General features: G+C 75.5%; 16 protein-coding genes. 10 read left to right on the top strand and 6 right to left on the bottom strand.

Translation table 11 applies throughout. The features are described from left to right. Window positions 1-107: 107 nt before the first annotated feature. From J4709_RS15455 to J4709_RS15430, 6 genes are all read left to right on the top strand, one after another. A complete protein-coding gene (locus J4709_RS15455; RefSeq protein WP_208241228.1) occupies window positions 108-1,313 on the top strand; it encodes an ROK family transcriptional regulator in 1,206 nt (401 codons plus the stop codon). A gap of 60 nt (window positions 1,314-1,373) precedes the next feature. Continuing rightward, a complete protein-coding gene (locus J4709_RS15450; protein WP_208241227.1) occupies window positions 1,374-2,897 on the top strand; it encodes a sugar ABC transporter ATP-binding protein in 1,524 nt (507 codons plus the stop codon). Next, window positions 2,894-3,922 carry an ABC transporter permease gene (locus J4709_RS15445; RefSeq protein ID WP_208241226.1) on the top strand — a complete coding sequence of 343 codons (1,029 nt, stop codon included), beginning with the start codon at window positions 2,894-2,896 and terminating at the stop codon, window positions 3,920-3,922. The genes J4709_RS15450 and J4709_RS15445 overlap by 4 nt, the downstream gene beginning before the upstream one ends. A 101-nt stretch (window positions 3,923-4,023) precedes the next feature. After that, complete coding sequence (locus J4709_RS15440; protein ID WP_208241225.1) at window positions 4,024-5,088, top strand: ABC transporter substrate-binding protein; 1,065 nt, start codon at window positions 4,024-4,026, stop codon at window positions 5,086-5,088. Between the two features lie 46 nt (window positions 5,089-5,134). Further along, window positions 5,135-6,280: a Gfo/Idh/MocA family protein gene (locus tag J4709_RS15435; RefSeq protein WP_307801266.1), complete on the top strand. Its 1,146-nt coding sequence runs from the start codon at window positions 5,135-5,137 to the stop codon at window positions 6,278-6,280. Between the two features lies 1 nt (window position 6,281). After that, complete coding sequence (locus J4709_RS15430) at window positions 6,282-7,286, top strand: sugar phosphate isomerase/epimerase family protein (RefSeq protein ID WP_208241224.1); 1,005 nt, start codon at window positions 6,282-6,284, stop codon at window positions 7,284-7,286. A 61-nt stretch (window positions 7,287-7,347) separates the two neighbouring features. Here J4709_RS15430 and J4709_RS15425 read toward each other — a convergent pair whose 3' ends face one another. After that, window positions 7,348-8,202, bottom strand: a complete 855-nt coding sequence (locus J4709_RS15425) for a TIGR03619 family F420-dependent LLM class oxidoreductase (protein ID WP_208241223.1) — start codon at window positions 8,200-8,202, stop codon at window positions 7,348-7,350. Window positions 8,203-8,283: 81 nt separating this feature from the next. Between J4709_RS15425 and J4709_RS15420 the strand changes: the two genes are divergently transcribed. Then, the gene (locus J4709_RS15420) at window positions 8,284-8,778 is read left to right on the top strand and encodes a MarR family winged helix-turn-helix transcriptional regulator (protein WP_208241222.1); all 495 of its coding nucleotides are present in this window, start codon (window positions 8,284-8,286) and stop codon (window positions 8,776-8,778) included. 7 nt (window positions 8,779-8,785) lie between these two features. Here J4709_RS15420 and J4709_RS15415 read toward each other — a convergent pair whose 3' ends face one another. Beyond that, window positions 8,786-9,493 carry a cupin domain-containing protein gene (locus J4709_RS15415; protein ID WP_307801265.1) on the bottom strand — a complete coding sequence of 236 codons (708 nt, stop codon included), beginning with the start codon at window positions 9,491-9,493 and terminating at the stop codon, window positions 8,786-8,788. Window positions 9,494-9,645: 152 nt separating this feature from the next. On the opposite strand from J4709_RS15415, the gene J4709_RS15410 reads away from it, so the two are divergent. Then, window positions 9,646-11,529: an elongation factor G gene (locus J4709_RS15410; RefSeq protein ID WP_208241221.1), complete on the top strand. Its 1,884-nt coding sequence runs from the start codon at window positions 9,646-9,648 to the stop codon at window positions 11,527-11,529. A gap of 10 nt (window positions 11,530-11,539) precedes the next feature. Here the strand turns inward: J4709_RS15410 and J4709_RS15405 are convergent, their stop codons facing one another. Both J4709_RS15405 and J4709_RS15400 read right to left on the bottom strand, forming a co-directional pair. Next, complete coding sequence (locus J4709_RS15405; RefSeq protein ID WP_232383527.1) at window positions 11,540-12,484, bottom strand: NADP-dependent oxidoreductase; 945 nt, start codon at window positions 12,482-12,484, stop codon at window positions 11,540-11,542. Between the two features lie 76 nt (window positions 12,485-12,560). Continuing rightward, window positions 12,561-13,145, bottom strand: coding sequence for a Uma2 family endonuclease (locus J4709_RS15400; RefSeq protein WP_208241220.1), 585 nt, complete (start codon window positions 13,143-13,145; stop codon window positions 12,561-12,563). 203 nt (window positions 13,146-13,348) lie between these two features. Here J4709_RS15400 and J4709_RS15395 point away from each other — a divergent pair, with 203 nt between their 5' ends. Further along, complete coding sequence (locus J4709_RS15395; RefSeq protein ID WP_208241219.1) at window positions 13,349-13,906, top strand: DUF1707 SHOCT-like domain-containing protein; 558 nt, start codon at window positions 13,349-13,351, stop codon at window positions 13,904-13,906. A 111-nt stretch (window positions 13,907-14,017) separates the two neighbouring features. Next, a complete protein-coding gene (locus tag J4709_RS15390) occupies window positions 14,018-16,630 on the top strand; it encodes a hypothetical protein (protein ID WP_208241217.1) in 2,613 nt (870 codons plus the stop codon). 236 nt (window positions 16,631-16,866) lie between these two features. Here the strand turns inward: J4709_RS15390 and J4709_RS15385 are convergent, their stop codons facing one another. Both J4709_RS15385 and J4709_RS15380 read right to left on the bottom strand, forming a co-directional pair. After that, a complete protein-coding gene (locus tag J4709_RS15385) occupies window positions 16,867-17,055 on the bottom strand; it encodes a hypothetical protein (protein ID WP_208241214.1) in 189 nt (62 codons plus the stop codon). A 174-nt stretch (window positions 17,056-17,229) separates the two neighbouring features. Next, complete coding sequence (locus J4709_RS15380; RefSeq protein ID WP_307801264.1) at window positions 17,230-19,143, bottom strand: DUF8508 domain-containing protein; 1,914 nt, start codon at window positions 19,141-19,143, stop codon at window positions 17,230-17,232. Window positions 19,144-19,200: the final 57 nt, after the last annotated feature.

Genomic DNA, 19,200 nt, shown 5'->3' with positions numbered 1-19,200 from the left:
GTTAGGGGAAAGATCTTCTCAACGCGGCGAAAGCCGGTTACGGTCTCCGCATGAGACCGGGGCCACACCGCCCCCGGCCGCCGAACGGAACCCGAGAGGACGGCGTGATGCGCATGCCGGCTCGTCCGCAGAACGTGCATCAGGCACGCCTGCTGCGGCTGCTGCGCGACGAGGGCCCGCGCTCGCGCGCCGAGCTGGGCGACGTCGTCCGGCTCTCGCGCTCGAAGCTGGCCGTCGAGCTGGACCGGCTGGTCGAGCTCGGGCTGGTCGAGGGCGCCGGGCTCGCCGCGTCGCGCGGCGGGCGGCGGTCCGGGATCGTCCGGCTGTCGCCGAGCCTGCGGTTCGTCGCGTTCGACATCGGCGCGACCTCCGTCGACGTCGCGGTGACCGACGGGACGCTGGAGGTGCTCGGCCACGTCAGCGAGGCGTGCGACGTCCGGCAGGGCGCCACCGCGGTGCTCGACCGGGCACTGGACCTGCTCGGCAAGCTGCGCGACGAGGGCCTGATCACCCGGGTGCACGGCGCGGGCATCGGCGTCCCCGGCCCGGTGAGCTTCCGGGACGGGATGCCGGTCGTCCCGCCGATCATGCCGGGCTGGGACCGGTTCCCGGTGCGCGACGCGATCGGCGCCGAGCTGGGCTGCCCCGTCCTGGTGGACAACGACGTGAACCTGATGGCGCTCGGCGAGCTGCACGCCGGCCTCGCCCGCTCGGTGGACGACTTCCTGCTCGTGAAGATCGGCACCGGCATCGGCTGCGGCATCGTCGTGGACAGCGCGATCTACCGCGGCGTGTCCGGCAGCGCGGGCGACATCGGGCACATCCGGATCGACGACGACGGGCCCATGTGCGCGTGCGGCAACGCCGGCTGCCTGGAGGCCTACTTCGGCGGCGCGGCGCTCGCGCGGGACGCGGAGGCGGCGGCGCGCTCGGGGGAGTCGCCGCAGCTCGCCGCCCTGCTGGAGGCGCACGGGTCGCTGTCGGGCGAGCACGTCGCGCAGGCCGCGGCGGGCGGCGACCCGGCGTCGGTGCGGATCATCCGGGAGGGCGGCCGGCACGTCGGGCAGGTCCTCGCCGGGCTGGTCAGCTTCTTCAACCCGGGCCTGGTGATCATCGCCGGCGGCGTCGCCGGGCTCGGCCACACCCTGCTCGCCGAGATCCGCAGCGTCGTCTACCGCCGGTCGGCGCCGCTCGCGACCGGCAACCTGCCGATCGTGCTGTCCGAGCTGGCCGGCGCCGCCGGCGTGGTGGGCGGCGCCCGGCTGATCAGCGACCACGTCTTCTCGCCGCCGCCCGACCCGCGCCCCGCCTGACCCGCGCTCCACCCCCGTCCCCGCCCTACCCGCGTCCCTCCTGACCCCCGAGGAGGCCCGATGGGCCCGTCCGAACCCGAACCGCTGCTGCGCATGCGCGGCATCGTCAAGCAGTTCCCCGGCGTCCGCGCGCTGGACGGCGTCGACCTCGACGTCCGGGCCGGCGAGGTGCACTGCCTGCTCGGCCAGAACGGCGCCGGCAAGTCGACGCTGATCAAGGTGCTCGCCGGCGCGCACCAGCCGGACGAGGGCGAGATCGCCTTCGCCGGCCGGGCGGTGCGCCTCGCCGGGCCGACCGCCGCGATGCGGGCCGGCATCGCGACCATCTACCAGGAGCTCGACCTGGTGGACGGGCTGTCGGTCGCCGACAACGTCTTCCTCGGCCACGAGCGCGCGACGCTCGGGTTCACCCGGCGCGGCGACGCCGAGCGGGCCGCGCGGGAGCTGCTCGGCCGGCTCGGGCACGGCGAGATCCCGCCGCGCCGCGAGGCGGGCCGGCTGCCCGCGGCGGGCAAGCAGGTCGTCAGCATGGCCCGCGCGCTGTCGCACGACGCGCGGCTCATCGTGATGGACGAGCCGTCCGCCGCGCTCGCGCACGACGAGGTCGCGAACCTGTTCCGCATCATCCGGGAGCTGACCGCGTCCGGCGTCGCGGTCGTCTACATCTCGCACCGGCTGGAGGAGATCCGCGAGATCGGCGACCGGGTGACCGTGCTCAAGGACGGCCGGTCCGTCGCGAACGGGCTGCCCGCCAAGACCACGAAGACCGACCACATCGTGTCGCTGATGACCGGCCGCGACATCGAGTACGTCTTCCCCGACCGGCCCGCGCCGGACGGCGACCCGGCCGAGGTGCTGCGGGTCGAGGGGCTCGCGCTGCCCGGCGCGTTCGAGGACGTGTCGTTCTCCGTCCGCGGCGGCGAGATCGTCGGGCTGGCCGGGCTCGTCGGGTCGGGCCGCTCGGAGATCCTCGAGGCGGTCTACGGGGCGCGGCGCCCGGCGCGCGGGCGGGTGCTCGTGGACGGCCGGCCGGTGCGTCCGGGCGACACGGGCGCGGCGGTGCGGCGCGGGATGGGCATGGCGCCGGAGGAGCGCAAGAGCCAGGCGCTGCTGCTGAACGACTCCGTCGCCGGGAACGTGACGGTCGCGGGCCTGCGCCGGTACGCGCGGCTCGGCTGGCTGAACCGGCGCCGCGAGCTCGCGGACGTCCGCGAGCAGATCGAGGCGCTCGACATCCGGCCGCCCGATCCGCGCCGCCCGGTGGTGACGCTGTCGGGCGGCAACCAGCAGAAGGTCGTGCTGGCCCGCTGGCTGGCGGGCGCGCGGAACCTGCGGCTGCTGATCCTGGACGAGCCGACCCGCGGCGTGGACGTCGGCGCCCGCGCCGAGCTGTACGCGGTGATCCGCGGCCTGGCGGCGCGCGGGATCGGGGTGCTGCTGGTGTCCAGCGAGGTGCCCGAGGTGCTCGGCCTCGCCGACCGGGTGCTGGTCGTCCGCGAGGGCCGGGTGGTGCACAGCGGCGACGCCGCCGCCCTCGACGAGGCCGCCGTACTCAACATGATCATGGAAGGGAGCGCGCTGTGACCGAGACGGAGGCGGGGGTGCGGGGCGCCCCGGCGAAGCGGGACAGGAGACCGTTCCGGCCGTTCGCGCGGGACGGGGCGGGGCGCGGGGGCGGGGAGTTCCGGCATCTCGGGCTGGTCGCCGCGCTGGCGCTGCTGGCGGTGGTCGGCGTCGTCACCGAGCCGGACAACTTCCTGACCTCCGGCAACCTCGTCGGCATCCTGGCGCTGGCCGCCACCATCGGGGTGATCACCGTCGGCCAGACGTTCGTGATCATCGGCGGCGGGATCGACCTGTCGGTCGGGTCGGTGATGGCGCTGGCGTCGGTGTGGGCGACGACCGTCGCGACGCAGTCGTACGGCCCTGCGGTGATGGCGCTGTGCGCGGTCCTCGTCGGGACGGGCGCGGGCGTCGTCAGCGGCCTGCTGATCTCCTACGGCCGGATGGTCCCGTTCATCGCGACGCTGGCGATGCTGGTGTCGGCGCGGGGGCTGGCGCAGCGGATGTCGGACCGCAAGACGCAGCTGATCAGGCCGGAGAACGACGCGATCGAGTCGCTGTCCACCACGAAGGTGCTCGGGCTGCCCTTGGTCGTCTACATCTTCGCGGCCGTCGCCGTCGCCGGCTGGGTGCTGCTGAACCGCACCACGTTCGGCCGCCGCACGTTCGCGGTCGGCGGCAACCCTGAGGCGGCGCGGCTCGCCGGCATCGACGTCCGGCGGCACACCCTGCTGCTGTACGCGCTGTCGGGGTTCTGCTGCGGCGTCGCCGCGATCATCATCATGGCCCGCACCACCACCGGGTCCAGCACCCACGGCGACCTGTACGAGCTGGACGCGATCGCTGCCGTGATCATCGGCGGGACGCTGCTGACCGGCGGGCGCGGCACCGTCGCCGGGTCGATCCTCGGCGTGCTGGTGTTCACCGTCATCACGAACCTGTTCATCCTGAACGGCCTGCAGACCAGCGACCAGCTCATCGCCAAGGGCGTGATCATCGGGATCGCGGTGCTGCTGCAGCGCCGCGGCCTGCGCTCGCCCACCTGATCCCGACGGAGTCGGGCCGGGGGGTCGTCCCCCCTCGAGCCGATCGGCCCCGTCCCGCCGCGCGCCCCCCGCCCCCACCCCCGGAGATCCAGGAGCACGTCATGCGCGACCAGAGCACCCGCCCCACCCGCAGAGGCGTCCTGTTCGGCGGCGCCGCCGTCGCGGCCGGCGCCCTCGCGACCGCCTGCACCAGCAACAAGGAGAAGGACGACCCGGCCCCGGCCGCGCAGACCGGCGCGCTCGGCGGCGACAACGACAAGCCCGGCAAGCAGGTCACGATCGGGTTCTCCGCGCCCGCCGCCGACCACGGCTGGACGGCGGCGATCGCCAAGAACGCCGAGGCGCAGGCGAAGAAGTACAAGGACGTGACGTTCAAGCCCGTCCAGCCGACCAACGACATCAACCAGCAGATCTCCGCGGTCGAGTCGCTGATCTCGGAGAAGGTGAACGTGCTGGTGATGCTGCCGAACGACGGCGAGCAGCTGAACCAGGTCGCGCGCAAGGCGATGGACGCCGGCATCCCGGTGATCAACCTGGACCGGGTGTTCCCGGACAAGCTGTCGTACCGGACGTGGATCGGCGGCGACAACTACGGCATGGGCGTGTCCGCCGGCCACTACATCGGCAAGAAGCTGAAGGCGAAGGGCGTGTCGAACCCGGTGATCGTGGAGATCCAGGGGATCGCGACGCTGCCGCTGACGCAGGACCGCAGCAAGGGGTTCGCGGACGCGCTGAAGTCCTACGGGTACTCCGTCACCGCCAAGCAGGACGCGAAGTTCACCGTGGAGACCGGCAACCAGGTCGCCTCGAACCTGCTGCAGGCGCACAAGAAGATCGACGCGCTGTGGAACCACGACGACGACCAGGGCATCGGCGTGCTCGCCGCGATCAAGCAGTCCGGCCGCAAGGAGTTCTTCATGGTCGGCGGCGCCGGGTCGGCGAACGCGATGCGGGAGATCAAGTCGGGCGGCGGGGTGCTGGAGGCGACCGTCACCTACCCGCCGACGATGGCGGCGTCCGCGGTGCGGCTGGGCCGGTTGCTGGCGCAGGGCAAGGGCATGGCGGACCTGGTGGAGCTGGAGCCGCCGCAGTCGCTCACGCTGGCGTCCGAGACCGTCACCCGGGACAACGTGGACCGCTACCTGCCGCTCGGCTTCGAGTCCTGAGCCCGCGCGGCGCCGCGGCGCCGCCGGGCGACCGCACCACAGAGAGGTGAGCACATTGACCACCGTCGGAGTCGGGATGGTCGGGCACGCGTTCATGGGGCGCGCCCATTCCCAGGCATGGCGCACCGTGGGGCCGTTCTTCGGCCCGCCGCTGACCCCGGTGATGGCCGCTCTCGCCGGACGCGACGCCGGGCGCGCCGCCGCGGCCGCCGGCACGCTCGGGTGGGCGTCGTCGGAGGGCGACTGGAAGCAGCTGCTGCGCCGCGACGACGTGCAGATCGTGGACATCTGCACGCCGGGCGACGCGCACGCCGAGATCGCCGTCGCGGCGCTGGACGCCGGCAAGCACGTGCTGTGCGAGAAGCCGCTCGCGAACTCCTCCGCCGAGGCGGAGGCGATGGTGGCGGCGGCGGAGCGGGCGCGGGCGAACGGCGTCCGGTCGATGGTCGGGTTCAACTACCGGCGCGTCCCGGCGGTGACGCTGGCCCGCAAGCTCGTGGCGGACGGGCGCATCGGGACGGTCCGGCACGTCCGCGCGCAGTACCTGCAGGACTGGCTGACGGACCCGGAGGCGCCGTTCACCTGGCGGCTGGACCGCGACCGGGCCGGGTCGGGCGCGCTCGGCGACATCGGCGCGCACATCATCGACACCGCGCAGTTCATCACCGGGCACGCGCTCACCGGGGTGTCGGCGGTGCTGGACACCTTCGTCCGGGAGCGCCCGGTGCCGGGCGGCGGCACGGCGGCGGTCACGGTGGACGACGCGGCGCTGTTCGTCGGCCGCACGGACGGCGGCGCGCTCGCCTCGTTCGAGGCGACCCGGATGGCGACCGGGCGCAAGAACGCGCTGCGGATCGAGGTCAGCGGCTCGTCGGGCGCGCTGTCGTTCGACCTGGAGTCGATGAACGAGCTGTCGTTCTACGACGGGACCGAGGACCCGGAGACGGCGGGCTTCCGGCGGATCGTCGTCACCGAGCCCGTCCACACCTACGCCGGGCGGTGGTGGCCGCCCGGTCACATGCTCGGCTACGAGCACACCTTCACCCACCAGATGGCCGACTTCCTCACCGCGATCGCGGACGGCACCGACCCGAGCCCGTCGTTCGCCGACGGGCTGCGGGTGCAGCGGGTGCTGGACGCGGTCGCGGCGAGCGCCGCGTCCGGCGGCTGGGCCGACGTCGAGGGGAGCTGACATGGCGCGACCGATCACCCTGTTCACCGGCCAGTGGGCCGACCTGCCGTTCGAGGAGGTCTGCCGGCTGGCGTCCGGCTGGGGCTACGAGGGCCTGGAGATCGCCTGCTGGGGCGACCACTTCGAGGTCGACAAGGCCCTGGCCGACGACGGCTACGTCCCGCGCAAGCTGGAGACGCTCGCCAAGCACGACCTGAAGGTGTTCGCGATCTCCAACCACCTGGTCGGGCAGGCCGTCTGCGACATCCCGGACGAGCGCCACCAGGCGATCCTGCCGGAGCGGATCTGGGGCGACGGCGAGGCGGAGGGCGTCCGCCGCCGCGCCGCCGAGGAGATCAAGGACACCGCCCGCGCCGCCGCCCGCCTCGGCGTCGACACGGTCGTGGGGTTCACCGGGTCGTCGATCTGGCACACCGTCGCGATGTTCCCGCCCACCCCCGACGCGATGGTCGAGCGCGGCTACGCCGACTTCGCCGACCGCTGGAACCCGATCCTCGACGTGTTCGACGAGGCCGGCGTCCGGTTCGCGCACGAGGTCCACCCGAGCGAGATCGCCTACGACTACTGGACGACCGTCCGGACGCTGGAGGCGATCGGGCACCGGCCCGCGTTCGGGCTGAACTTCGACCCGTCGCACTTCGTCTGGCAGGAGCTCGACCCGGTCGGGTTCCTGTTCGACTTCCGCGACCGGATCTACCACGTCGACTGCAAGGACACCAAGGTCCGCACCGGCGACGGGCGGCGCGGCCGGCTCTCGTCGCACCTGCCGTGGGCGGACCTGCGGCGTGGCTGGGACTTCATCTCCACAGGCCGCGGCGACGTTCCCTGGGAGGACGTGTTCCGCGCCCTCAACGCGATCGGCTACGACGGCCCGGTCTCGATCGAGTGGGAGGACGCCGGCATGGACCGCCTCCAGGGCGCCCCCGAGGCGCTGGAGTTCGTCCGCGCGCTGAACGCGATGGAGCCGCCGTCCGCCGCGTTCGACGCCGCCTTCTCCTCGGACTGACCCCGGCTCGCGGCGCGCCGCCCCCTGAGGCCACGCAGGGGCGCGGCGCGCCGCGCTCTTTTCACCTGGCCGGTACGGCGCCGACCTCGGCGGGCGCGTGGGCCCGGACGAACCGTTCGAGGTCGTCGAGCGGGACGCCCATCGGCGGGACGACGATCAGCCGGTCGACGCCCGTCTCCGCGTAGTCCTGGACGGACGCGGCGTCCGGCGGGCGCGGCGGCGAGACCGACACATGCAGGGGCCGATCGCGGCCCGCCTCCCGCTCGGCCGCCCTCAGCCGCGCGATCGTCTCGGCGGCGGCGCGGCGGCCGAGCATCCAGCCGTACCACCCGTCGGCCTCTCGGGCGGCGCGGCGCAGCGCCGCCGGCCCGTGCCCGCCCACGACCACCGGCACGGGGCGCTGCACGGGGCGCGGGTGCGCGTCCACGCCGGTGAAGTCGGCGTGCCTGCCGTGGAAGGCGGGCGCGTCGTCGTACCAGAGCGACCGCATGGCGGCGAGGTGCTCGTCCGTGCGGCTTCCGCGCTCGCCGGGCGGGACGCCCAGGGCCCGCAGTTCGGGCTCCAGGTAGCCGGCCGCCAGGCCGAAGATCAGCCGCCCGCCGCTCAGTACGTCCACGCTCGCCAGCTGCTTGGCCAGGATCAGCGGGTTGCGCTGCGGCAGGACGATGACGCCCGTGCCGAGCGCGATCCGTTGCGTGGCCGCGGCGAGGTGGGCGAGGGAGACGACCGCGTCCAGGAAGGGCGCCCGCGGGTCGAGCGGCGAGGCGCCGGTGCGGGGGCTCGGCAGGACGACGTGGTCGCCGGCCCACAGCGAGTCGTAGCCGAGCTCCTCGGCCAGCGCGGCGATCCGGGAGGAGCCGCGCGGGTCGGCGCAGGCGTGCAGGTTGAGCCCGTAGAGCCCGAGAGTCAGTGCCATGGCTCAATAGTTGAACTTTTCGATTATCCAGTCAAGCGATGACCGATGAGCTGGATTCTCGAACTGATATAGCCTGGCGGGATGGCGGAGGACACGCCCATGCGCGGCGGGCTGCCGGCCGGGCTCGCGTCCGTGACCGGCTTCCAGCTGTCCAAGTGCGGCTGGTGGATGGAGCAGCGGCTGGAGGAGGCCCTCGAACCGCTCGGCGTCCGCGTCCGGCACTTCCTCGTGCTGGCGATGCTCAGCACGTCCGGCACCCTGTCGCAGCAGGAGATGGCCGGCCACCTGCTGCTCGACCCCACGCTGATGGTCGGTCTCGTCGACGACCTGGAGGAGCGGGGGCTCTGCGAGCGCACCCGCGACCCGAAGGACCGGCGCCGCCACTCCGTCCGCATCACCGACGCGGGGCGGGACGTGCACGCCCGCGCGCGTGCGCTGGCCGATGAGGTGGGCGCCGAGGTGTTCGGGCCGCTGACCCGGGACGAGCTGCGCACCGTCGCCGGCGCGATCGAGCGGGTGATGGAGCCGTTCTGGACCGAGCAGGCCGTCCGGCCGCGCCGCAGGACGGCCCGCTAGGGGCTCGTCAGGGGCGGGCGCGGAAGTCGGCGAAGTCGAAGCCGGGGGAGACGACGCAGCTGACCAGGACCTCCTCCGGCCCGGCGGGGCGCGCGGCCTGCCAGACGCCCGGCGGGACGACGGCCTGCGGCACCTCGCCGGCCTCCACATCGGCGCCGAGCGTGATCGTCTCGGGGGCGGGGCCGGGCTCGTCGCCGTCCCCGGCGAGGAGGAGGGACAGCGGCCCGCCGCGGTGCCACAGCCACATCTCGGCCGAGCGCACCGCGTGCCACATCGACTCCTCGCCGGGCGGCAGCAGGAAGTAGATGCCGGTGGCGGTCGCCCGCTCGCCCGGGTAGCCGTCCGGCGCGACCCGCACGTCCGACCGCCACGTCTCCCGGAACCAGCCGCCCTCGGGATGCGGGAGCAGGTCGAGCGCCGCGGCGGTGGCGGGACGGTCCAGCAGCGCGACGTGCCGCCCGTCCGGCCCGCGCCGCACGTACCGGACGTTCGCCGCGGCCGTCTTGTCGATCACCCCGCGCGGCGGCCTCAGCCCCGGCTCCGGGTCCAGCGCGACCGCGACGAGCTGGCCCGCGGCGCCGTCGCCGTAGACGTCGTCGGCGATGGCGAGCAGGTCGGGCTCGGAGTCGGGCGCCCACACGGCGCCCGCGTCGGACAGGACGAACCGGGGCCCGGGCTGGGCGCGCCAGCCGTCGAGCGTCGTCAGGAGCAGCACCCTCCCAGGCTAGGGAAAAACCGGTACGCGCGTCGGCGGGCGCGCTGGCAGGATGGCCGCGTCCCATCCCTGAGCGGCGGAGGCGAGATGCGCCAGGTCTTCGGAATCTCACAGCCCATTCCGGACGAGATCTCTCGAGGACCCCACCGCCCATGCCCACGCTCAACCTCGGCGTGCTCGCGCACGTCGACGCGGGAAAGACCAGCCTGACCGAGCGGCTGCTGTTCGACACCGGCGCGATCGCGCGGCTCGGCAGCGTCGACGCCGGCGACACCCAGACCGACCGCGGCGACCTGGAGCGCGGCCGCGGCATCACGATCCGGTCGGCCGTCGCGCCGTTCCGGATCGGCGCGCTGCGCGTCAACCTCATCGACACTCCCGGCCACGCCGACTTCGCCGCCGAGGTCGAGCGGGCCCTCGGCGTGCTCGACGGCGCCGTGCTGGTGCTGTCGGCCGTCGAAGGCGTGCAGGCGCGCACCCGCGTGCTGCTGCGGGCGCTGCACGCGCTGCGGCTGCCCGTGCTCGTCTTCGTCAACAAGATCGACCGCATGGGCGCCGACCCGGACGCGGTGCTCGCCGCGCTCGGCCGGCGGCCCGGTGTCCGGCCCGTCCCGCTGAACCGGGTGCGGGACGGGCGGGCCGTGCCGTGCGCGCCGTCCGCGGAGATCCTCGCGGACGGCGACGACGCGGTGCTCGCCGACTACCTGGACGGCCGCGCCACCCCGCCGGACGCGCTGCGGGCGTCGCTGCGCGCGCAGACCGCCGCGGGGACCGCCCAGCCGCTGTACTTCGGCTCGGCCGTGACCGGCGAGGGCGTCGCCGCCCTGCTCGACGGCATCGCGACGCTGCTGCCCCCGGCCGGCCCCGGTGACGGCGAGACGCGCGGCACCGTGTTCGCCGTGGAGCGCACCCCGTCCGGCGAACGCGTCGCCCACCTGCGGCTGTTCTCCGGCGAGGTGCGCGCCCGCCAGACCGTCGAGTTCACGGGCGGACGCGGCGGGCGGATCACCCGGCTGGACGTCGCCGGCGCCCCCGGCGGGCCCCTGACCGCCGGGAACATCGCCGCCGTCCGCGGACTCGTCGAGGTCCGCGTCGGCGACCGGATCGGGCCGCCCGTCCGGGACGTCCCGCCGTTCCCGCCGCCGTCCCTGGAGACGGTCGTGCGCGCGCGCCGCCCCGCCGACGCGGGACGGCTGCGCGCCGCGCTCCTCGACCTCGCCGGCGAGGACCCGCTGATCCGCGCGCGGCCCGCCCCGTCCGGCGCCACGTCGGTGCTGCTGTACGGGGAGGTGCAGAAGGAGGTCATCGCGGCGCGGCTGCTCGCCGAGGCCGGCGTCGAGGCGGTCTTCGAGGAGAGCCGCACCGTCTACGCCGAGCGCCCGGCCGGCACCGGCGAGGCCGTCGAGGAGATGGACTGGCGGCGCCGCGTCCCCGACTTCTGGGCGAGCGTCGGGCTGCGCGTCGAGCCCGCGCCGCACGGCGCGGGCAACGCGTTCCGCCGCGAGACCGAGCCGGGCGCGCTGCCGCACGCGTTCGACCGCGCGATCGAGGAGACCGTCCACCGCACCCTGGAGCAGGGCCTGCACGGCTGGCCGGTGACCGACTGCGCCGTGGTGCTGACCCGGTCCGGGTTCGGCGGGCCGGTCAGCACCGCCGCCGACTTCCGCGGCCTCACCCCGCTGATCCTCATGGCGGCCCTCGCGCGCGCGGGCACCCGCGTCTACGAGCCGTGCCACGCGTTCGAGGCGGAGGTGCCCGGTGACGCCCTCAGCCCCGTCCTCGCCTCGCTCGGCGCCCTCGGCGCCACGGCCGTCGAGCCCGCGCCGGGCCCCGGCGGCTGGACGGTCAAGGGGGAGATCCCGGCCGGGCGGGCGCGGGAGGCGGAGGCGGCGCTGCCCGCGCTCACCCGCGGCGAGGGCGCCTGGTGGTCCGAGCCGTCCGGCGAGCGCCTCGTCGCCGGTGCGCCGCCGGCGCGTCCCCGCACCGGCGACGACCCCCTCGACCGCGCCGCCTACCTGCGCGGCCTCGGCCGCTGACCGGCCCGCGTCACACCGTGAGGACGATCTTGCCGGAGACCCGCCCCGTCTCGCCCCGCTCGTGCGCCTTCGCGGCGTCCGCCAGCGGCAGCACCGTGTCGATCTCGGCGCGCAGCCGCCCGGACGCCGCCAGTTCCGCGATCCGCGACATGGCGTGGAAGTCGGGCTCGACGAGCAGCGTCTCGAAGCGGACGCCGTGCTCGGCGGCCTGCCGCGCGATGTCCTCCGGCTGCGCGCGGCCCGCGACGGTCACCAGCGTCCCGCCGCGCCGCATCGCGCGCAGCGAGCGCGGCCCGTAGTCGCCGCCGATCGTGTCCAGCACCACGTCCACGTCCCGGGCGGCCTCGGCGAAGTCGACGCTCCGGTAGTCGATCGGCTCGTCCACGCCGATCTCGCGCAGGAACCCCTGCTTCGGCCCGCTCGCCGTGCCGAGGACGTGCGCGCCCCGCGCCTTGGCGATCTGCACCGCCAGGTGCCCGACCCCGCCCGCCGCCGCGTGGACGAGCACTCGCTGCCCCTCCCGGAGGCCCGCCGTGTCGACCAGCGCCTGCCAGGCGGTCAGCGCGGCCAGCGGCAGCGCGCCCGCCTGCACGTGGTCGATGCCGGCCGGCTTGCGGACGAACGTCCGCGACGGCGCCACCACGTACTCGGCGTGCGAGCCCACGCCGTGCGGGTAGCGCAGCATGCCGAACACCTCGTCGCCCGGCTTGTGGATCGTCACCCCGAACCCGGTCTTCTCCACCACGCCGGACACGTCCCAGCCCAGCGTGAACGGCGGGTCCGGAAGGAAGATCTTCATCGCGCGGTGCTTCCAGTCCGTCGGGTTGACCCCGGCCGCCCGCACCCGGACCAGCACCTCGGTGGGCCCCGGCTCCGGCCGCTCGACCTCGGCCAGCTCCAGCACCTCGGGCCCGCCCAGCACTTCCTGCCTGATCGCCCGCATCCGCTCCGGCATGGTGTTACTCCCTCTCTGTAATACGACCCACCCACTCTGCCCTGCGGCCACCGCGCCGGAAAGCGGCGAGGCCCGCTCAGTCCATCTCGGAGAGGCGGACGGGATCGAAGCGGATCGGGAACGGCGCGTCCAGGGTCACCGTCTCGCCGGAGCGGGCCTTGCCGGCCACCTCGTAGCGGCCGCCGGCGAGCTCCAGCATCGTGATCGACGGGCGCGGCTCCAGGTCGATGATCCAGTAGTGCGGGATCCCGGTCGCCGCGTACTCCTCGACCTTGCGGACCCGGTCGATCTGCTCGTTCACCGTGCGGGGCGTCACGACCTCGGCGACCAGCATCAGGTCGGGGCCGTAGTAGGTGCGGGTCTGCCGCTCCAGCGCGGCGCGCGCCACGTCGCGGGCGACGGCGAACACGTCCGGCTTGCGCACGCCGGCCGGCGTGGTCACGTCCTGCGGCGCGCCCGCCACGTGCACGTCCGCGTCCGCCTGCCGGGCCGCGTCCTTCAGGATCGCCTTCAGCGTCTCGGCGGCGTGGTCGTGCCACAGGTCGCCCGGCAACTCGTTCAGCCAGCCGTCCGCCAGCTCGTAGCGCCGGCCCTCCTCGGGCATCGCGTCCAGGTCGTACAGCGTGTACGGGCCGTGCGCACGCCCCGCCGTCCCGCCCATGACCGTCCCCCCTCAATCAACGGGCTGATCCGAATCTACCGGCCGGACGCCCCCGAGCCCGGCACCTCATGATCGCGAGTCGGTTCCGGGCGAATCTCTCGCAAAACGAGCGAGACCGGGTTAAGATACATCGCGAGTCGGCTTGACCCTCCACCCGCCGGAGGGCCCAGGCTGCGGGCAGACCGCCGCGAAGGAGATGTGAGATGACCGTCGAGCAGCGAAAGGGCCTGCGCGCCTCGGACGGCGACCGCGACCGTGTCCTCGTCCGCCTGCACACCGCGTACGCCGAGGGCCGGCTCACCGAGACCGAGCTGGACGAGCGCATCGACCTCGCCCTGGCCGCCCGCACCGAGGCCGACCTCGACCAGGTGGCCTCCGACCTGCCGGCCGCCGCGCCCGCCGCCGTCCCCGCGGGCGGGCACGGGCCCGCCGGGCGCTTCCAGATGGCCTACAAGAGCACCGTGCGGCGCACCGGCCGCTGGCGCCTGCCCGAGAAGTACACGACCGTCGTCTACAAGGGGCACTCCCTGCTCGACCTGCGCGCCGCCGAGCTGGACGGCCCGGTCACGACGATCCGCGTCCTCGCCTACAAGTCGTCCGTCGACGTGATCGTCCCGCCGGGCGTCCGGGTGGAGACGGGCGGGATGGGCGTCTCGGCCGACCTGCACGGCGTCCCGGGCCCCGACGCGCCGGTCGTGCACATCCAGGGATGGGCCTACAAGGGGGCGATCGAGGCGAAAGATCGGATACGTCCGGCCTGAGGTGATAGAACGCTCCAGCGGCCTGATCGGCCGCCGTTCGCGCCGTTGCCCGAACGCGCACCGGTGCGACGCGGTTTGATAGTGGTCCCCCAGGACCGTGAAGGAGCATGTGTGACGGCGAGGACCCCGGAGCGGGACGGCGCCCCGTCCCCGGCCGGTGCGCAGCCCCCTGCCGACGTCCGGACGGCCGGCTCGCGCGAGGTCAGGCGCCGCCTGACGTTCGGCGTGGCCGCCGACCTCGCCGACCTCCCGGCGGCGCTGTCGCCCTGGCAGCGCGCCTACGAGGCGTGGCGCGCCGCCGGCATCGGCTGGGGCCACGGGGCGCCGCCCCGGGAGCGCGCCGCCGCCCCGGAGGCCGAGCCGGAGTCTGAGCCGGAGGCGGAGCCGGAGCCAGGGCCGGAGCCGGAGGCGCCGCGCAGCCGCAACGTCGTCCGCGCGGACGCCCCGCCCGCCGGAGCCGCGAAGGCGAGAAAGGGCGCGCCGGTCGTCGCGGCGGCGTCGGCCCCGTCGGAGACCGGCGCGGACAAGACTTCCGATGCCGCCGGCGAGCCCCCTTCGCGCGCCACCGAGCCGAAGCGAGCGGCCGGAGAGCCCGCGCCGCGCCGGCGTCCGCGGCGGACGCGCGTCGTCGTAGCGGGCGCGGCCGGGCTGGTGGTCGTCGCGGGCGGCGCGCTGTTCGCGCTCGACCACGGCGGCGGCTCGAAGAAGCCGCGCCCGCCCGCCGCCGTCCCGGCAGACGTGCTGTTCGCCGCCGACCCGGCGGCCACGACCGACGGCCTCGCGCAGGACCTCGCCGTGGTCGCCGCGTCCGGGCGGACCGTCGTCGCCGCCGGGACGGAGGGCGACGGCACGCCGGGCCAGGAGCGCGCGCGGTTCCTGACGTCCGCGGACGGCGGGCACGCGTGGCGGACGGCGAAGGTGCACGGCGCGGACGGCTCGGAGCCGCCGCCCGGCGAGAGCCCGCGGCTCGTCGCGGGCGGCACCGGCACCTGGGTGGCGCTCGGCCGGTCGGCCGCGGGCACGGTGGTGTGGCTGAGCAACGGCGGCGGGACGTGGACGCGGCATCTCGACACGTCCGCGTTCAAGCCGGGCGACCAGGTGAACGCGCTGGCCGCGACCGCGCACGGGTACGTCGCGGCGGGCGCCGCGGGCGGCCGCGCCGTCGTGTGGAGCAGCGCCGACGGGCGGGCCTGGCAGCGCATCGACGGGCTGCAGGCCGGCATCACCGGGCTCGACCGGGTCGCCGCGTCCGGCGGGGTGCTGGTGACGCACGGGACGTTCAGCCGGCAGGTGACGCGCAAGAAGGGCAAGAAGAAGGTCACGCGGACGGTGCGGGGCGACGGCCTGTGGCGATCCGCGGACGGCGGCCGGACCTGGACGGCGGTGGCCGTCCCGCAGGCGCAGGGGTCGCAGGGCGCGACGATCGGCCTGGTCGCGGGCCCGGGCGGGTTCGCGGCGGTGCGGGAGGGGCGGCAGACGACCGGCCGCAAGAAGCACCGGCGCACGACGCGGTTCGGGGTGCTGTTCACCTCGCGGGACGGGCTGAAGTGGCAGGCCGCGGGCCGGTTCTCGGCGCCCGGGTACGGCGGCGTCGAGCGGTTCGGCGGTTCCGCGGCCGGGTTCGGCGTCCTGGTGAGGGGCGCGCAGGGGCAGCGGACCGTGCTGCGCAGCGCCGACGGGCGCACCTGGCAGCCGTCCGGCACGGTCGCGGCGCCGGTGCGCAGCAGCGGGCTGGCGGTCGCGGCGGGCGGCGCGGTCACGGTCGCGGGACGGCAGGGCGGCGACGCGTACCTGTCGGGCGTGAACCTGGCGGCGGTGCCGGGCGCGGTGCACGTCGAGCTGGCGATCCGGTCGCTCGCCGCGGGCCCGGGACGGGCGGTCGCGGTCGGCAGCACGAACGGCGGCGCGGCGGCCTGGAGTTCGCCGGACGGCCGCGGCTGGACGCGCGGGCAGGTGCCGGTCGCCGCAGGGCGGCTGGCGGACGTGGCGTTCGGCGGGCAGGGCTGGCTCGCGGTCGGCCGCACGGCGGGCGCGCGCCCGGCCGCGCTCGCGCTGACGTCGCGGGACGGGGCGCTCTGGCAGCGCGCGCAGGTGCCCGCGGGCCCGCTGGCAGCGGTCGCGTCCGGCCCGGCGGGCTACGTCGCGGTCGGCGGCGCCGCCGCGTGGCGGTCGTCCGACCTCAAGGCGTGGAAGCGCGCGCCGGTCGCCGGCAACCTCGTGGACGTCGCGGCGGCGGGGAGCGGCTATGTCGCGGTCGGCGGCCGCGACGGCAAGCCGGCCGCCTGGACGTCGCCGGACGGCGCGAAATGGACGCCCACGGCCGCGGTCCCGCCGGCCGCCGGCCCGCTCACGCAGGTCGCGGCGCGCGGCAACACGCTGGTCGCGGCGGGTACGGGCCCGGCGCTGCTGGTGTCGGCGGACGCCGGGCGGACGTGGACGCAGCGCACCCCGCCGGGCGCGCGGCAGATCACCGCGGCCACCGCGACGCCGCAGGGTTTCATGGTGGCGGCCACGGCCGCGCCGGGCGGCGCGGCCGTGTTCGGGTCACCGGACGGGAACGGCTGGCACCGGGTGCCCGCGCGGGGGCTCGGCGGCCGCGGGAACCGGCGGCTCACCGCGATGACGTCGGCGGGCGGCACGGTGCTGGCCACCGGTACCGGCGTCCGCGGCGGCGCCGAGACGCCGCTGCTGTGGCGGGCGCCCGCGCGGGAGGGGAAGCGCTAGCGGGGGATCACCCGTTGCAGCCGCAGGAGCAGCCCTTCGGGCACGAGCATCCGCCGCCATGTCCGCAACTGCAGTCTTTTTTCGTCATGGGCGGAACGTAGCTCTTTGAGCGTTATGGGGTCTATGACCCCGGCGGCACGGTGACCTGTCGCCGGCCGGGGCACGGGCCGGGGCCGGGGCACGGGCCGCCCGCCGACGGGGGGACGTGCGAGCGGCCCGTGCCGGTCCCAGGTCCCTCAGGCGTGGATGTGCAGGTCCACGCCGAGGAGGATGAGGATCCACAGGAAGATGGCCAGCAGCGCGCTGCCGACCTGGCGCAGCAGCGGGACGTCGATGTAGCCGCGGTCCCAGGCGACGAACACGCCGATGATGAGATAGATCAGGCCGACCAGGCTGATGTGGCGCGACCGATATCGGAAAGCCATGGGGGGTGGCTCCTCCTTGAGGGGCTGTGACGATCGATCGCTGCCCGCCCCCCGCGGAGAAAAACACCGGCGGGTTTCCGGATCGTTCACCGGCGATCTTTTCGGTACCGCCGTAATCGGGTGACCGCCGTCACGTCCGGCGCCGGCCGTCCGCCTCCCGGACGGGCCGGCCGCTCACTTCCCGGACAGGTCGATGCGCACCACGGCCGGGTCGCGGTCGCCGGCGCGCGCCGCGAACTCCGACGCGCGGTGCACGATGTCGAACCGGTGCTTGCGCCGCGCCAGCGACGGGCTGAGCAGGATGTGGTCGAGGTCCTCGGAGTTCCCGCCGGTCACCGCGGTGTAGCGGTCGCCGGCCGGCAGCTTCGCGGGCAGGTCGGCGAGCCCGGCCTCCCGCGTCAGGGCCTGCACGGGCAGGGACGTGCCGGGGTCGTTGAGGCCGCCGGTCACGATCACGTCCGCCTTCCGGCTCGTCGCCCGCACCGACCTGACGAACCCGGCGACGACGCGGGCCTGCGCGTCGCGGCGCCACTCGGTGGGGCTGGACGGCGGCTGGAAGCGGCCGAAGACGGGCTGGTCGTCGCCGGTGCGCGGGTACCAGTCGTCGGCGACGACGATGATGCGGCGGCCCCGCCAGGTGACCTCGCCGGCGAGCGGCTTGCGCGCGCCGCTCCACGCGGTGTCGCGGGGCGCGATCCGGCCGGGCGACAGCGACAGCCCGGCCGACCCGTCCGCGCGCCGCACCGCCCGCACGGAGGTGACGGACGGGTCGGGCCGCGCGGCGGGCGGGTCGTCGGCGAGGGGGTCGGCGGCCGCGGGGCGGTCGACGAACGCGAGCCCGCGGTCGGTGCGGAACAGGAACCCGATCCGGCTGTTGCCGCCCTTCTCGCCGCCGTCGGCGCCGTCGCGGGGGTTCACCGAGCGCCAGTCGTAGGCGGGGCCGCCCGCCGCGCTGATCGCGGTGATCAGCTGCGCGACGGTCTGGTCGGCGACGACGGTGCCGTCGTCGCGGGGGCCGTTGTTGTCCTGCAGCCCGCTGACCGCGACGAGGTCGGGGGAGCCGAGCCCCTGGACGATGTCGCCGGCGAGGTCCTGGAAGCGCTGCGGGGGGCTGTCGGGGTTCAGGCCGGCGAGCCCGGCGGTGCCGACGGCGAGCTCGCCGGGCCGCTGCGCGGACGCGACCTCCCGCGGCAGCCCTCCGGCGGCGCGCCGCGGGGTGGCGGTGAGCAGCAGCGTGAAGTCGCCGTAGGAGTAGTCGAGGACGCCGTCGTCGGCGCCGGGGAGCCGGTCGCCGACGTCCATTGAGGGCAGCGGCGCGAGCGCGTCGTCCAGGATGATCCGCTCGGGGTTGGCGTCGCCGTCGCGCAGCAGGATGCCGCCGCGCTTGGTGCGGGTGCCGGCGCCCGCGCCGCCCGCGGGCAGCACCGGCACCTGGCCGTCGCGAGCCGGCCCGACGGCGATGGCGTCGCTGATCCGGACGCGCATGCCTTCGAGTGACTCGTAGAAGTCGAGGCCGCTGCGCCTGGGGTCGAGCGCGCCGCCCTTCTCGACGTCGCCGCGCCGCGCGGAGACGACGGCCGACGGCGGTCGGCGCCCGCCCGGCCCGATCACGACGGGGGCGGGCAGCGCCGCGCCGTGCCCCGTCACGCCGACGGCGGTCGCGTCGATCTCGGTGCGGGTGAGCCCGGCGGACGAGGCGCCGCCCTGCCGGTACTCGCTGACCTTCCCGTTCACCCGGACCGCGTCCGCTGTGGCGGCGGACGGCCGGGTGCGGGTGAAGACGAAGACGCCCTCGGACGTCGCGGCGTTCCGGTCGGGGTGCGGGTCCTGCATCCAGAAGCCGTTGCCGGTGACGGCGGTGACCACGCCGGGGACGCCCGCGACGGCGGCGCCCCTCAGCGGCGAGACGTGCGCGGCGCCCTGGACGTCGTGGATGCGCTTCCCGGTGAGCGGTGCGGCGGCGTGCGCGGCCGCCGGCACCGCGAGGGGGACGGCCAGCGCCGCCGCCAGCACGGACGCGAGGGTCCGGCCCGCCCGGGCAGGGCCCGCCGGGGCCGCGTACGCCACCCGCACTCCACGCACCCGCACTCCACGATCGTCTAGTCGTCCGAAGGGCAGGAAGCAGGATGGCACGGGAACGGGACC

The sequence above is a fragment of the Actinomadura violacea genome, from assembly GCF_017573465.1.
Classification (GTDB): domain Bacteria; phylum Actinomycetota; class Actinomycetes; order Streptosporangiales; family Streptosporangiaceae; genus Spirillospora; species Spirillospora violacea.
Note: the sequence above shows the minus strand (reverse complement) of the source record. Positions and strands in the feature narration are given on the sequence as shown.